The organism is Amycolatopsis speibonae, from assembly GCF_042647925.1.
Classification (GTDB): domain Bacteria; phylum Actinomycetota; class Actinomycetes; order Mycobacteriales; family Pseudonocardiaceae; genus Amycolatopsis; species Amycolatopsis speibonae.
The window spans coordinates 1-14,371 of sequence record NZ_JBHRWK010000030.1; the positions used below are offsets into that span (position 1 = coordinate 1).

The 14,371-nt window shown below is 69.0% G+C and carries 12 protein-coding genes; 5 read left to right on the top strand and 7 right to left on the bottom strand.

The annotated features are described in order from the left end of the window. Window positions 1-16: 16 nt before the first annotated feature. The 5 genes from ACFOSH_RS21795 to ACFOSH_RS21815 are packed head-to-tail and all read right to left on the bottom strand — an operon-like array spanning window position 17 to window position 7,281. A complete protein-coding gene (locus ACFOSH_RS21795; protein WP_378240872.1) occupies window positions 17-2,740 on the bottom strand; it encodes an AbfB domain-containing protein in 2,724 nt (907 codons plus the stop codon). Window positions 2,741-2,749: 9 nt separating this feature from the next. Next, window positions 2,750-3,742 carry an ABC transporter permease gene (locus ACFOSH_RS21800; RefSeq protein ID WP_378240873.1) on the bottom strand — a complete coding sequence of 331 codons (993 nt, stop codon included), beginning with the start codon at window positions 3,740-3,742 and terminating at the stop codon, window positions 2,750-2,752. Further along, window positions 3,739-4,695, bottom strand: coding sequence for an ABC transporter permease (locus tag ACFOSH_RS21805; protein ID WP_378240874.1), 957 nt, complete (start codon window positions 4,693-4,695; stop codon window positions 3,739-3,741). The genes ACFOSH_RS21800 and ACFOSH_RS21805 overlap by 4 nt, the downstream gene beginning before the upstream one ends. A 34-nt stretch (window positions 4,696-4,729) precedes the next feature. After that, on the bottom strand, window positions 4,730-6,208 hold the full coding sequence (locus ACFOSH_RS21810) for a sugar ABC transporter ATP-binding protein (protein ID WP_378240875.1): 1,479 nt from the start codon (window positions 6,206-6,208) through the stop codon (window positions 4,730-4,732). Window positions 6,209-6,210: 2 nt separating this feature from the next. Beyond that, entirely contained in the window at window positions 6,211-7,281 is a 1,071-nt protein-coding gene (locus ACFOSH_RS21815) for an ABC transporter substrate-binding protein (protein ID WP_378240876.1), read from the bottom strand. 162 nt (window positions 7,282-7,443) lie between these two features. On the opposite strand from ACFOSH_RS21815, the gene ACFOSH_RS21820 reads away from it, so the two are divergent. From ACFOSH_RS21820 to ACFOSH_RS21840, 5 genes are all read left to right on the top strand, one after another. After that, entirely contained in the window at window positions 7,444-8,442 is a 999-nt protein-coding gene (locus tag ACFOSH_RS21820) for a LacI family DNA-binding transcriptional regulator (protein ID WP_378240877.1), read from the top strand. A gap of 653 nt (window positions 8,443-9,095) precedes the next feature. Further along, entirely contained in the window at window positions 9,096-10,199 is a 1,104-nt protein-coding gene (locus ACFOSH_RS21825; RefSeq protein WP_378240878.1) for a sensor histidine kinase, read from the top strand. Then, window positions 10,196-10,843 carry a response regulator gene (locus tag ACFOSH_RS21830; RefSeq protein WP_378240879.1) on the top strand — a complete coding sequence of 216 codons (648 nt, stop codon included), beginning with the start codon at window positions 10,196-10,198 and terminating at the stop codon, window positions 10,841-10,843. Before ACFOSH_RS21825 ends, ACFOSH_RS21830 begins: the two co-directional genes overlap by 4 nt. A 99-nt stretch (window positions 10,844-10,942) precedes the next feature. After that, window positions 10,943-11,341 (top strand): hypothetical protein, encoded by a 399-nt coding sequence (locus ACFOSH_RS21835; protein ID WP_378240880.1) that lies wholly within the window; start codon window positions 10,943-10,945, stop codon window positions 11,339-11,341. 1 nt (window position 11,342) lies between these two features. Further along, window positions 11,343-12,668, top strand: a complete 1,326-nt coding sequence (locus ACFOSH_RS21840; RefSeq protein ID WP_378240881.1) for a DJ-1/PfpI family protein — start codon at window positions 11,343-11,345, stop codon at window positions 12,666-12,668. Here ACFOSH_RS21840 and ACFOSH_RS21845 read toward each other — a convergent pair. Both ACFOSH_RS21845 and ACFOSH_RS21850 read right to left on the bottom strand, forming a co-directional pair. Further along, window positions 12,650-13,399, bottom strand: coding sequence for a hypothetical protein (locus tag ACFOSH_RS21845; RefSeq protein WP_378240882.1), 750 nt, complete (start codon window positions 13,397-13,399; stop codon window positions 12,650-12,652). The two genes, ACFOSH_RS21840 and ACFOSH_RS21845, sit on opposite strands and share 19 nt — an antisense overlap. Then, entirely contained in the window at window positions 13,396-14,364 is a 969-nt protein-coding gene (locus ACFOSH_RS21850; RefSeq protein WP_378240883.1) for an Acg family FMN-binding oxidoreductase, read from the bottom strand. Before ACFOSH_RS21850 ends, ACFOSH_RS21845 begins: the two co-directional genes overlap by 4 nt. Between the last annotated feature and the right edge of the window lie 7 nt (window positions 14,365-14,371).

Sequence of the window (14,371 nt, forward strand, 5' to 3'; positions counted from 1 at the left end):
TCACGGACCGGACGGGCTACGGAGCCCAGGCCGCCGATACCGCCCAGGTCACGTCCTGGTCGTACGAGACCGGATTGTCGAACGGGTGGCCACCACCACTGGCGGCGACGAAGACCTCCTCGGCGTAATGCCGCATGTTCGTGCCGAGTTCGTTGACCGACGCCAACCGGACCCCACCGGCCCCGGGCTGGGCGCAGAACGTCGCGTCCTTCCGGAACAGGTCGGTGTTGTCGTTCCCGCCGAGCCGCACCCGGAAGTCCGCGTGCCGCAGGAACTGGCCCGGATAGTTGCGGGCCTCCAGCGAGTAGCACGACGGATCCGCGAGTCCGCGCCGCACGAAGAACGTCGCGTCCGCCTTGAGCAACGCCGCGCTCGACGCGTTCACCACGTCCGTCCGCGCGACGCCGTCACGGTGCCGCAGGAAGCGGTCGGTGAAGCCGGGGGTGGTCACCTTGAACGAGCGCGCCTGGTCCAGCGGCAGGTCGGCACCGCTGCGCCAGAGCGGGACCGTGGCCGCCCACGTCGTATCCGCCGCGAAGCTCGACGGCGTGTCCCAAGGGTTCGCCCCGCCGCTGCGCGCGAGATAGACGGTATCGGCGTAGTGGCGGATGTACGCGCCACGCTGGTTGAACGACTCCAGCGCCGTTCCACCGGCGCCTTCCCTCGCGCAGAAGGTCGCGTCCCCGGCGAACAGGGCCGAACCGTCGTTCGCGTCCTTGCGGATCCGCGACGACGCGTGCCGCAGGAACTGCCCGGGGTAGTTCCGCGACTCGAACGACAGGCACGACGCGTCGGCCAGCCCCTGCCGGACCCAGAACGTCGCGTCCTTCTTGGCGACGTCCGCGCTGCCTTCCCCGAGGACGTCGGTGCGGACGAAGTCGTCCTGGTGCCGCAGGTATCGGTCGGTGTATCCGGCCGTGGTGACCCTTAGCGAGGCCAGCTCACCTCGGCCGACCTCGGTGCCCTTGGCGATGGCGAGCACCTTCTGATTGATCTCGCGCACCCGCGCCTCGGTCACCTTCAGCACGCGGCGGTCGTAAGTGTAGAAGCCGTTGACCTCGTTCTCGACGTCGTACGGTTCCGTGTAGACGGACGCGGAAAGCCCACGGCCGTGCACGAACCGCCCGGCCTGTTTGGTGATCTCCACGTACCGGTTCGTCAGCGACGTCTCGTCCGGGTACAGCGCGCCGTACGCGAAACCCTTGCCGGGTTCCCATTCGTGCCCGGCGACGCGTCTGCCGAGGCCGCCGTACTCCCCCAGCACCGCGACCCGTTTCGCGTCCGGCTGTCTCGTGCCGGTGGAGACCTGGTACGCGTGGTCGTCGATCACGTCGCCGTTGCCGGGATCCGGATCGGACACGCAGCAGTTGGAACCCGAGTTGTGGTTGATCAGCCGCGTGTTGTCGATCGAGCGGACCAGGTCGACGATCCGGCCGGCGTCGTATTCACCCCAGCCTTCGTTGAACGGCACCCATTGCACGATCGACGTGATGCTCTTGTGCTGGTCGATCATCCGGCGCAGTTCGGATTCGTAGTTCGCGTGTCCGTTGGGGACTTCGTCGATCGAGTCGAGCGCGGGCATGTCCTGCCAGACCATCAGCCCCAGCTTGTCCGCGTGATAGAACCACCGAGCGGGCTCGACCTTGATGTGTTTGCGAACCATGTTGAAGCCCAGCGCCTTCTGGCGTTCGAGGTCGAACCGCAGTGCCTCGTCGGTCGGCGCGGTATAGATGCCGTCCGGCCAGTATCCCTGGTCCAAAGTGCCCAGCTGGAAGACGAACTTGCCGTTGAGCAGCGGCCGCATCACGCCGCCGACCATCGCCTTGCCCAGGGACCGCATGCCGAAGTACCCGGTGACGACGTCGCCTCCCGGCAGCCGCACCCGCAGGTCGTAGAGGAACGGGTCGTCCGGTGACCACAGCCGCGCGTTCGGTACCGGGACCCGCAGGTGGGACCCGACGGCGCCGGTGGCGGTGCCGACGACTTGGCCGCCTGAAAGCACTTCGGCGGTCGCCTGCTGTCCGGCCGTGCCCTGGACGACGAGGTCGAGCGCGCCGGCCGGGACGTCAGGCGTGGTGTCGAGCCTGGTGATGTTCTCGGCCCGGACGGGTTCCAGCCATACGGTCTGCCAGATTCCGGACGCCGCCGTGTAGAAGATGCCACTGGGCGTCTTGCGCTGCTTCCCGACCGGGTACCGGCTGCCGTCGACAGGGGACGCGACGCCGACGACGATCTCGTTCTCCCCCGCCTTCAGCGCCGGGGTGATGTCGAACGAGAAGGCGTCGAAACCGCCGGTGTGGTTCCCGATCGACGTCCCGTTGACCCAGACCCTGGTCTCCCAGGTGACGGCGCCGAAGTTGAGCTTCACCCGGCGACCGTCCCAAGTGGACGGAACGGTGAACGTCCGGCGGTAGAACATGTTGTCCTCATGCCGTTTGATCCCCGACAGCATCGACTCGATCGGGTAAGGCACGAGGACGTTCTCGCTCAGCGGCCTGCCGATCGGCGGCGAGGTCAGATTCGGCGCGCCGGTGAACCCCCAGGTCCCGTTGAGGTTGAGCCATTCCGAGCGCACCAGCTGCGGGCGCGGGTACTCGGGCAGCGCGTTCGACGGCGAAACCTGGTCCGTCCACGGGGTGGGGAGCGGGACGGGCGCGGCGTGGGCGATGGGGACGAGTGTCGTCGCGGCGGCCAGCAGACCGGCCACGACGCTCAGGGCGCGCGCGGTTCTTCGGTGCATGCGATCTCCCTATCTCCGGGCGGTCGTGCGGGCCAGCGACCGCTGCAGAACAACGACCACCAGCAGGAACGCACCGCTGACCACCGACTGGTAGTTGCTGTCGAGAGTTCCTATCTGGTTGATGACGTTCTGGATCACCGTTCGGATGCCCACCCCGATGACCGTTCCGAGAATCGTGCCCATCCCGCCGGTCAGCAGGGTGCCTCCGATGACGACGACGGAGATGGCGTCCAGTTCGAGGCCTACCCCGATCACCGTGACACCGGATTGCAGATAGGCCGCGGTGAGCGCGCCCGCGAGTCCGGAAAGGACACCGCTCATCACGTAGACGGTGACCTTGGTGCGCGCCACCGGCAGTCCCATCAGTTTCGCGGACTGCTCCGAGCCGCCGGTGGCGAACACCGACTGCCCGAACCGGGTCCGCCGCAGCATCAGGCCGCCGATCAGGCACAGCGCCGCCGCGATGAACACCGGATAGCCGAACCCGAAGAGTGTGCCGCGCCCGAGTTCGACGAACGCTTCCCCCTCCGGGATCTTGTAGGTCGTCGAGCCCTCGCTGGTGATCGCGAGCAGCAACCCGCGGGCGAACAGCAGGGACGCCAGCGTGACGATGAACGGCGCCATCCCGGTCTTCGCGACCAGCAGCCCGTTGATCAGGCCGATCAGCCCGCATACCGCCAGCGGCAGCAGCAGCGCGACCAGGAAACCCCACTGTGAGCCGTACGCGGCGAGGACCCCGCCGAGCGCGTAGACCGACCCCACCGACAGGTCGATCCCGCCGGTGATGATCACGAACGTCATCCCGAGCGCGATGATCGCGAGGAACGAGCTCTGCAAAGCGATGTCACGCAGGTTGTCCAGGCTGCCGAAGCGCGGGAACAGCAGCCACGCGACGGCGACCATGAGCACCAGCGCGATCGCCGCTCCTTGTTTCTGCAGGACCCCGGCCATCAGCTCGCGCCGCGTGGAGTCCTGGGCGGCCATCGTGGGCGCCGCGGTCATCGGCTGCTCCGTTCCCGTGCGACGTACACCGCGCCGACGATGATCGCGGCCTGGATCATCTGCGCGGTCGAATCCGGCAGGTTGTGCTTGATGAGCGTGGCGCGGACGAGCTGCATGAGCAGGACCCCCATCACCGTGCCGAGGATGCGGACGCGCCCGCCGGTCAGCGGGGTCCCGCCGACCACGACCGCGGTGATCGCGGACAGTTCCATCAGCAGTCCGGCGTCCGCGGGGTCGCCGGCGCCGAGGCGGGCGGTGGAGAGCACCCCGGCCAGCGCGGCGAGCAGCCCGCAGATCGCGTAGACGCCGATGAGGACGCGGTTGACCGGCAACCCGGCGAGCACACTGGCTCGCCGGTTGCCGCCGATCGCGACCAGCCGCCTGCCGAACGCGGTCTTCCCGACCAGCGCCGCCACGAGCACGGCCAGCACGGCCGCGATGAGCACGCTCACCGGGATCCCGAGCACCTCGCCGGTGCCCAGGGCCAGAAAACCCGGATCGTGCAGCTGGACGAGCTGGCCGTCGGCGAGCACCAGCGCGAGCCCGCGCCCGCCGACCAGCAAGGCGAGTGTCGCCACGATCGGCTGGATCCCGATCCTCGCCACCAGGACGCCGTTCAGTGTCCCGGCGGCCAGCCCGGCCACGAGTGCGATGGCGACCGCGGGCAGCGTCCCGGCGCCGAGGTACAACGGGATGATCGCCGCCGACAGCGCCATCACGGCACCCACCGAGAGGTCGACGCCCTCGGTGCCGATCACCAGCGCCATCCCCAGCGCGACCACCAGTACCGGCGCCGCCTGGATGAGCTGGGTCCGGAAGTTGCCCACGGTCAGGAAGTTCGCCGTGAACGCGATGTTGAACAGCACGAGCGCGACGACGGCGACGTACACGCCGTACTCCTGCAGCCACCGCGCCACCCTGGTCCGGTCCACCGTTTTCGCCGTGTCCGTCATGGTGCTTCCCGGGTCCTCGGTTCTCTGCTGGGTGCTAGTCATCCTTGTCACCGCCCGAAGCGATCGCGGCCAGCACGTGATCCTGGGTCAGCTGCTCCCCCGCCAGTTCGCCGACCACCGCGCCGTCCTTGAGCACGACCAGCCTGTCGGCGCCGTCGAGGAGCTCCTCCATCTCCGACGAGATCAGCAAGACGGCGAGCCCGTCCTTGGCGAGTTCGTCGATCAGCGCCTGCACCTCCGCCTTCGCGCCGACGTCGATGCCCCGGGTCGGCTCGTCGAGCAGCAGCACCTTCGGCTCGGTACACAGCCAGCGGGCCAGCAGCACCTTCTGCTGGTTGCCGCCGGAGAGTTCGGCGACCTTCTGATCGGGGCTGGACACCTTGATGCGCAGGCGTTTCACGAAGGTGTCGACGATCCTGTCCTGCCGGGCCCGGCTGACCAGGCCGAAGCGGGACAGCTTCGGCAGCGCGGCGAGCACGATGTTTTCCCGCACCGAGAGATGGGGAATGATCCCCTCGGTCTTGCGGTCCTCGGCGAGCATGCTGACGCCCGCGCGCATCGCGGCCGCCACATTCCCTTGCGGGACCGGCTTTCCGCCGACGAGGACGGTGCCGCCGGACAGCGGCAGATCACCGACGATCGCCCGCGCGGTCTCGGTCCGGCCGGAGCCGAGCAGCCCGGCGAGACCGACGATCTCACCGGGTTTGATCTCCACCGAGACACCGCTCAACCGGTTGCCGCTGGTGAGGTTCTCCGCGCGCAACACCGGTTCCCGGCCCGCTTCGTGATCGCCCTCGAAGGCCGTGGCGCCGTGCGACCGGATGTCGCCGACGCTGCGGCCGAGCATCATCGACACCAGTTCCAGCCGCGGCAGGTCGGCGAGCGGTCCGGTGTGGACCCGTTTGCCGTCCCGCAGCACCGTCACCCGTTCGCAGATCCGGTACAGCTCGTCCATCCGGTGGCTGACGTACACGATCGCGATCCCGCGCTCGTGCAGCCTGCCGATGACCTCGAACAGCGTCTCGACCTCACGCGGCTCCAAAGAGGACGTCGGTTCGTCCATGATCACCACGTCGGCGTCGACCGACACCGCGCGAGCCAGCGCGACCATCTGCTGGGCGCCGACGCCGAGTGTCCCGAGTGGACGGCGGACGTCGGCGTCGATGCCGTAGTCGGCCAGCAGGGCAGCCGCGTCGGAGTTCATCCGCGCCCAGTCGACCAGCCCGAACCGCTTCCTCGGCTCGCGGCCCAGGTACACGTTGCTCGCCACGCTCATCAGCGGGATGAGGTTGACCTCCTGGTAGATCGTGGAGATCGCGCCCCGCGCGTGGATCGTGCCGGAATCCGGCTTGTGCACGCCGGTGAGCACCTTGATCAGCGTCGATTTCCCGGCGCCGTTCTCGCCCACCAGCGCGTGCACCTCGCCCGGCCGCAGCGCGAACGACACGTCGTCGAGCGCGCGCACCCCGGCGAACGTCTTCGTCACGCCATCGACCTCGAGAACCGGTTCCATCGTCAGTACGCGTTTCCGAGCTTCTGCGCGGCGTTCGCCGAGTCGTACTGGTCGTCGGAGATCACCACGGTCGGCGGGATCTCCTTGCCTGCGGCGAAGTCCGCCAGGGTGGAGAAGGCGAGCGGGCCGAAGCGCGGGTTCGACTCGATGACCGCGTTGTAGCTGCCGTCGGCGATGAGCTGGACGGCGTTGCGGGTGCCGTCGATCGAAACGACCTTCACGTCCTTGCCCGGCGTCTTGCCCGCGGCCTTGAGCGCGGTGACCGCGCCGATGCCCATCTCGTCGTTCTCCGCGTAGACGGCGGTGATCTCGGGGTTGCTCTGGATGAGCTGCTCCATGACCGCCTGTCCCTTGGACCGGTCGAACTCACCGGTCTGCTCGGCGACGATCGAGATGCCCGTGGTGCCGGCGATCTCGTCCTTGAAACCCTTGGTGCGGTCGGTGGTCACGTTGTTGCCGGACGCACCGAGCAGGATCGCGACCTTGCCGGTGCCGCCGGTCGCCTTCACCATCTCCTGCGCCGCGCGCTTGCCCTGCTCGACGAAGTTCGACCCGATGAAGGTCAGGTAGTCGGAGCACGGCTGTGAGGTCACCTTGCGGTCGATCGTGATGACCGGGACCTTCTTGGCCTTCGCCGCGTCGAGGGCGGGCTGCAGACCGTCGGAGTTCAGCGGCGCCACGATGAGCAGCTGCGCGCCCCGGTCCAGCAACGACTTGATGTCGCTGACCTGCTTGTTGAGGTCGCTCTGCGCGTTGGTGACCAGGAGTTTGTCCGCCGGGATACCGAGTTTCGCCGCTTCGTCCTTGATGGACTGCGTCTCGGCGATCCGGAACGGGTTCGCCTCCTTCTCCGACTGGGAGAAGCCGACGACCGCGTTCTTCACGTCCACCTGCGGGTAGCCGGTCTTCTCGCGGGCACACCCCGGCCCGGCGGCGGCCTGGCTCGGCGCCGCCGAAGCGGCCGGTCCCGCTCCCGACGGGGCGGATTGCTGGGTCTCGCGGCTGGTGCAGGCCGTCAGCGCGAGCGCGAGGCCGGTCACCAGGAGCAGGGTGCGGCGGATGGGCAGGGACATCGATCGCTCCTCGGGGAAAGTCGAGCACACGGGCCTGCGGTGACCCATGTCACTCATAAGGACGATGCCAGATTTACATCGTTGGTACAACGTTGTAAATCCGCCGTTCGCGCGGCTAGGCTGTGCCGGATCTGTGCCGGAGCACTGCAGAGGGGAGCGAGGGTGGCCACGCTCAAGGACGTCGCCAAGCTTGCGGGCGTCTCGGTCAAGACCGTCTCGAACGTGGTCAACGGCTACGACTTCGTGAAGCCGGAGAACCGCAAGCGCGTCGAGGAGGCACTGGCGTCGACCGGCTACCGGCCGAACCTCGGTGCCCGCAACCTCCGCCGGGGCCGTACCGGGTTCCTCGGGCTGATGCTGCCCGAACTCAGCATCCCGTACTTCGGCGAGCTGGCGGGCCTGGTGCTGCAGGCCGCGCAGGAGCACGAGTGGAACGTGCTCATCGAACAGACCCTCGGCACCCGCGAGCGGGAGCGCAACACGCTGTCCGCGCTGGGACCGCATCTGATCGATGGCGCGATCATCAGCCCGGAGGCTTTGCACACCAACGACTTCGAAGACCTGGCACCAGGTGTGCCGCTGGTGATGCTCGGCGAGCACGTCGTCGACGTCCCGATAGACCACGTCGGCATCGACAACGTCCAAGCCGCCCGGATCGCGGTACGGCACCTGATCTCCCTTGGCCGCCGCCGGATCGCCGCGATCGGCGCGCATCCGCAGCGCCACACCGCCGCGCAACGGCTGGAGGGCTACCACTCCGCGCTCGACGAGGCGGGGCTCGTGCCCATTCCGGAACTCGTCCTGCCCGCGCTGCGCTACCACCGCGCCAACGGCGCCGAGGCGATGGCGCATCTTCTCGCGCTGCCGGATCCGCCCGACGCGGTCTTCTGCTTCAACGACCTTCTCGCCATCGGCGCCCTCCGCGCCGCGGCCGAGCGCGGCGTCCGGGTGCCGTCGGACATGGCGATCGTCGGTTTCGACAACAACGAGGAGAGCGCGTACAGCCTCCCTTCGCTGACGACGATCGCCCCGGACAAGGCGGCGATCGCGCGGGCCGCGGTCGATCTGCTGCGTCGGCGCATCGCGGGCGGGAGCGACCTCGAACCCGAGGACGTCCAGACCCCCTTCTCCCTCGAAATCCGGAACAGCACCGTCGCCTGACACCCCGCGTTTCGTCGACTACTTGCGCGGGTCGGTGACGTGACAGACGGACGTTGGGTCGTCGTACCGAAGTTAGCAACGGGAGCGGGTTCACCGACGGTCCCTGACACCTCTTACGACTGTCCATAAGGGACATTCCTTGACGTACAGGTGCCCGATTTGAGTGCTTGGCACCATTTTGCGAGAGGGTCGTGAGTGACAAAGAGGGTTAGAGCGCTCTTTGCCACTCACGACCCCTCGTGCAAAATGGGTATATGGGCATCAAGTGGACATTTACTCCGCAAGAGTTGTCCCTTGTGGACATTCGGCGGGCGAAAAGCTCCTTCGCGACCGAGGCTGGTCATGCCCCCTTTTGCCTTTCCTCTCAATAACCCCACTCGCCACTCACGACCTCCTGTGCCGACGCCTCACCGCCGTGCATCCCGCTTGAGGTACGTGAAGGACCCCTTCACTGCGCAGCCGCCGTGACCGACGTGGCTGTTGTGGCTGCAGTGACTGCTGGTGCGTGTGGGGCGAAAGTGGCGATCCGCAAGTCCGTGAAGGCCTCCTTCCCTACCTTCAGGGTAGGCAAGGAGGCCTTCACGGACCGGAGCGAGACGACGCAAGTACCGCATTCAGAGGACGAAACGCGAAGTGCGTGGCATGGTGTGTCCGTGAACCGGGCCCTGGCCGTACTGACCCTCGTCGCGTACGTGACGTTGCCCCTCGGCTCGGCCAATTACGAGACGCTCGTGCTGCCGACGCTCGTCGCCGGGCTGGTCTACGCGGCGATCGCGATCGCCGGCTTTCCCTGGGTCCAGAAACACGGACGCGCCTGGGCGATCGCGTACGTCTGCGTTCAGTTACCGCTCGGCTTCACGCTGTTCTCGCTTTCCGGTGCCGCTGTCGGGGCCGTCCTGCTTCTCGTGGTCCTCGTCTGCCACACCGTGTTGCTGCTGCCGCTGCCCGTGGCGTTCGGGGTCGCGGTGCTGATCCCGCTGATCCACCTGCCGATGGCGCCGATCGACGGGCTCCGCGAGGGGCTCGGGACGCTGGCGGTGATGGTGTTCGCCGCCGTGGTGACCGAACTGGTCGTCCGGGAGAAGCGGGCGCGGGAGGAACTGGCCGAGGCGCACGAACGTCTTCGCGATCACGCCGCCCAGGCCGAACAGCTCGCGACGATCCAGGAGCGCAACCGGCTCGCGCGCGACATCCACGACGGGCTCGGTCATCACCTGACGGTCGTGCAGATGATGCTGCAGGCCGCCCGCGCGGTGATCGGCACCGGGGACACGGAACGGGCCGACGGGATGCTCGCCAAGGCACAGGACCAGTCGCGTGAGGCCCTCGCCGAGGTCCGGCGATCGGTGTCGGCGTTGCGAGAGCCACGTTCCGAGCCGCTCGCGGACGCGTTGCGGACCTTGACGGAAGAGGCGTCCGCGGCCGGCGTTCCCACCGGGCTGGAACTCAAGGGCACCGCACGGGACACGCGCCCCGAGGTGGAGGAGTCGCTGTTCCGGGCGGCCCAGGAGGGGCTGACCAACGTGCGCAAGCACGCGCGGGCCCAGGCCGCGACCGTGGTGCTCGACTACGCCGGGGCCGATCTGGTCCGGCTCGAAGTCCGCGACGACGGCCTCGGACTCGCCGGGGATTCCCCGCCGGACAAGGGTTTCGGGCTCGTAGGGCTCCGCGAACGGGTCGCCGGGCTCGGCGGCCGGGTGTCCGTCGACTCGGCGGAAGGGCACGGCTTGACGCTGACCGTGGAGGTGCCGGGATGAGCGTCCGGGTTCTGATCGTCGACGACCAGGCGTTGTTCCGCGAGGCGTTGGCGACCTTGCTGGAAGTCCAGCCGGAGATCGACGTCGTCGGAGAGGCGGCCAACGGCGAGGAGGCCGTCCGGCTCTGCGCCGAACTCCGTCCCGACGTCGCGCTGATGGACCTGCGGATGCCGGTGCTGGACGGGATCGCGGCCACCGCCCGGCTTCGGGCCGAGCAGCCCGGCGTTCAGGTTTTGGCGCTGACCACCTTCGACGACGACGAGGACGTGTTCGCCGCGCTGCGAGCGGGCGCCGTCGGGTATCTGCTCAAGGACGTCTCGTCGACGCGGCTGGTGGAGGCGCTGGTCGCGGCCGAACGGGGTGAGTCGGTGTTGCAGCCGTCGGTGGCGGCGAAGCTCGTCGCGCGGGTGGCGCGGCTGCCTGCCGAAACACCCCGGGCCCAGCCGTTGGTGACGCCGCTTTCGGAGCGGGAGCTGGAAGTCGTCCGGCTCCTGGCGGACGGCCGCAGCAACCGGGAGATCGCCAAGACCCTGTTCCTCGCCGAGGGCACGGTGAAGAACCTCGTGACGAGTGTCCTGGCCAAGCTCCAAGTCCGGGACCGGACCCAGGCCGCCCTGCGCGCGCGGGAACTCGGCCTGTTCTGACCACCGGTCACATGACCCCGCGCATGACTTCCGGCACCTGCCGTCGTGCCCCGCCCCGGTCGACCATTGCTCCCGTCGCACCGATCGAGGGAGCCGGAAATGAACCACACGACAGAACCGAAGACCCGAAACCGGGCCGTCCTGCACTTCGCCCGCCACGCGGTGGAAATGCTCCTCGCGATGGTGGCCGGGATGATCGTCCTCGAACCGGTCTGGTCGTTCCTGTGGCCGGAGCTGGCGAAGAACGTGACCGCGAGCGCGCTGGTGATGGCGACGAACATGTCGCTCGGCATGGCGCTGTGGATGCGGATCCGGCGCCACGGCTGGGCTTCGATCGCGGAGATGTCGGCCGCGATGTACCTGCCCTACGTTCTCTTCCTTCCGTTCTTCTGGACCGGCCTGGTCTCCGGGGCGACTCTGATGACGGCCGGGCACGTGCTGATGGTGCCCGCGATGCTCGCCGCCATGGTCCGCCGCCGCGCCGAGTACGGAGCCTGACATGCGCACCTTCGTCCGTGTCACGCTGACAGTGCTGGCCTTCACCGTCGCCGCGCTGGCCCTTCCCCTCACCCTGGGCGGTGTCACGCTCAGCTCAAGCTTCGAAAACCGCTATGCGGCGAGAACCGACGGGGTCTCGCCGCGGCCGGTCCCCCGGGCGCACGATCCCGCCAAACCCACCGCCGTTGTCGTCGTGGGGAACCAGGGCGCCGTCGTCTCCGACGCGCTCGTTCCCTACGAGATCCTGGCGACGGCGGGCGCGTTCAACCTCTATACCGTCGCGCCGGAGGCCCGCCCGGTCACCCTGACCGGCGGGCTCGACCTGATCCCCGACCTGAGTTTCGCCGATCTCGACAAGCTGCTCGCCTCCGCCGCCCCGGAGGTCGTGGTGGTACCCGCGTTGCCGGACCTCGGCGAGCCGACCACGCGACCGGTGACCGACTGGCTCAGGCGGCAGTCGTCGAAGGGTTCGCTGCTCATGAGCGTCTGCAACGGTTCGGGCGTGCTCGCCTCGGCGGGGCTCCTCGACGGGAGGAAAGCCACCGCGCACTGGATCCGCATCGACGGCTTCGACGACGAATTCCCCGCCGTGGACTGGATTCGCGGCACACGCTACGTCGATGACGGGAACGTCCTGACCACGGCAGGGATCCTGTCCGGGATCGACGGGGCGCTCCGGATCACCGAACGCTTCGCCGGTACGGAAACCGCGCGGAAAACGGCCGAAACCCTCGGCTGGACGCACTACTCCCCCGGCTCCAGCCCGCCGATGACGCAGAACACCTTCGAAGCGGCGGACACCGTCGTCGGGTTCAACACCGCCTTCAGATGGGACAAGCCGAGGCTGGGGGTCCTGCTGACCACCGGGATCCGGGAACTGGAACTCGCCGCGGTGTTCGACACCTACGGCCAGTCGCTCGCGGTCGAAACGACGGCGGTCGGTCTCGACGGCACGCCGATCCAATCCCGGCACGGACTGACCTTCGCCCCGCGCGGCAAGCCCGCCGCGGCCGACCTCGACCGGCTGATCGTCCCCGGTGCCGACGCGGCCACGAGGCACGTGGCCGATCGGTACTCCGCGCTCTCACCGGTGTACCTGCACGCCGCGCCGGGGTTCCCGTTCGACGCCGTACTCGAAGACCTGGTCCGCACCACCGACACCGCGACCACGCGCTGGACGGCCAGGACCTTGGAATACCGGACCGAGCACCTGTCGCTCACCGGCGCGGCGTGGCCGTGGACGATCACGCTCCGGCCGTTCGGGTTGGCCGTCCTCGGGTTGCTCGCGGCGTTCGGGATCCGCGCGCTCTATCGCCGCCGCGTGTGATGGACGCCGACCACGAGTTGCGGGATCCCGGGCAGCCCGGCGAGGCCGAACAGTGAGACGCGGACCTTCGGGGGATCGAACGGCTCGGTGACGGTCGAACACCGCAGGCCGGACTCGACGGCGAGCAGCCGGAGCCGCTGCGCCACCAGGCCCGCCCGCACGAGGTGGTGGCGTGCCTCGGAGACGGTGGTGACCAGGAAGGCCGACCACGGATCCTCCGGATCCTCGCCGGGTGGCGCGATCGTCCCGGCGATCGCGCCGCCGATCCTCGGCAAGGACCGGATCCGGCGTGGCGAAACGGGGGTCACGCGGACGCCGTCGGCGGGATCCTCGTCCACACTCAGGACCGGCGAACCGTGGCACCAGGAGGACGCGCGCCCGGACATCGCCCCGAACGAGGCGAGATCACCGGCGGTCGGGCGTTTCCGCGCGGCGGCGGTGATCCGCGCGATCCGCCGCGGATCGGCTTCGTCGTGCGAGAACTCGGTTTCCGGGAGCCAGCCCAGTGTCCGCATCGCGACTTCGAGATGGACGAGCAGCGCGCCGCACGCGATGAGCCTCCCCCGGCTGTCGTCCCCCGGCCGTTCGACCACGTCGATGTCGTCACCCCGGACCTCCAGCGGCCATTCGCCGCGCAGCCACCGGCGGGGCGCCCAGCGCGCGGCCCGCACCAGGATCCGCGTTTCCTCGGCCGTCCACCGGTGTGTGCCGAGGACGGTGGCCTCGCTCACCGGTGTCCCTCCCCCGGCAGGATCCGGATGACCGCGCCGAGCGGGCGGCGCGGGGTGGTGGAGCCCGGGAAGCCATAGCCCAGCCGGAAAACGGCCTGCGGGTACTCGTTCTCACCGAGCAGTGACCGCAGAACGGCGCGTGCGGACGGGATTTCCACGGGTTGCGAATAGAACGACGCGCTGAGGCCGAGCGACGTCGCCGTCAGCAACGCCCGCTGCATCGCCCGCCCGGCCCGGATCTGGGCCAGTGGCCCGTCGGTCGGCGTCGTCAGGACCGCGACGACCGGATCGCGTTCGAATTCCCGGACCTGGTCGCTCTCCCCGTGGTGCCGGACCGGCAACAGCCCGCCGGAGGGCCGGGGCCCGCCCGCGTAGGCCGGGACACCGTCGAAGCTCCCGTTCTCCTTGGTCCACGCGCGAAGCTCCGCTTGGAAGCCCTCGTCGAGCGTCTGCACGTGATCCGCCCGCCGGATGAGCCCCGCGACGGCCTCCAGCAGGCCGACCTCGTCGAGCAGGATCAGCTTCGCGCCCTCTTCGCGGGCCGCCTGCCGCACCGCGTATCGGGGCCCGGCCGGGACCGGGGTCGAGGCGAACGGCCGGCGGTTGCTGTACCGCACGCGGATCGACGCCGCCAGGCGCTGCTCCGCCGCGGTCGCCCGGTGCCGGGGCCCGATGGTGATCCTGGCCAGCAGGTCCGGCCGGTTCTTCTCCGGCAGGAACTCCACGTCGCAGGTCTGCCCGGCGACGGCGATCGCGAGTTCGAGGTTCAGCAGCGCCGCACCGCAGGACAGCCGCGCCTCACGCCGGTCGGGGTCGCACACCGTGAGCACGCGGGCCTCGTCGAGGACGAGGTCGATGACGTCCGGCCCGAGTTCGAAGAGCCACGGCTGGCTGTTGTGGGGTGACGGCGCCCGGACAGCGGCCTCCAGCGCGGCGGTGACTACCGGTGCTTCAGTGAGGATCATCGCGGCT

Excerpts from the sequence above, each read along its gene's own strand:
- ACFOSH_RS21795 (WP_378240872.1), bottom strand. The coding sequence starts at position 2,740 with ATGCACCGAAGAACCGCGCGCGCCCTGAGCGTCGTGGCCGGTCTGCTG.
- ACFOSH_RS21800 (WP_378240873.1), bottom strand. The coding sequence starts at position 3,742 with ATGACCGCGGCGCCCACGATGGCCGCCCAGGACTCCACGCGGCGCGAG.
- ACFOSH_RS21805 (WP_378240874.1), bottom strand. The coding sequence starts at position 4,695 with ATGACGGACACGGCGAAAACGGTGGACCGGACCAGGGTGGCGCGGTGG.
- ACFOSH_RS21810 (WP_378240875.1), bottom strand. The coding sequence starts at position 6,208 with ATGGAACCGGTTCTCGAGGTCGATGGCGTGACGAAGACGTTCGCCGGG.
- ACFOSH_RS21815 (WP_378240876.1), bottom strand. The coding sequence starts at position 7,281 with ATGTCCCTGCCCATCCGCCGCACCCTGCTCCTGGTGACCGGCCTCGCG.
- ACFOSH_RS21830 (WP_378240879.1), top strand. The coding sequence starts at position 10,196 with ATGAGCGTCCGGGTTCTGATCGTCGACGACCAGGCGTTGTTCCGCGAG.
- ACFOSH_RS21835 (WP_378240880.1), top strand. The coding sequence starts at position 10,943 with ATGAACCACACGACAGAACCGAAGACCCGAAACCGGGCCGTCCTGCAC.
- ACFOSH_RS21840 (WP_378240881.1), top strand. The coding sequence starts at position 11,343 with ATGCGCACCTTCGTCCGTGTCACGCTGACAGTGCTGGCCTTCACCGTC.
- ACFOSH_RS21850 (WP_378240883.1), bottom strand. The coding sequence starts at position 14,364 with ATGATCCTCACTGAAGCACCGGTAGTCACCGCCGCGCTGGAGGCCGCT.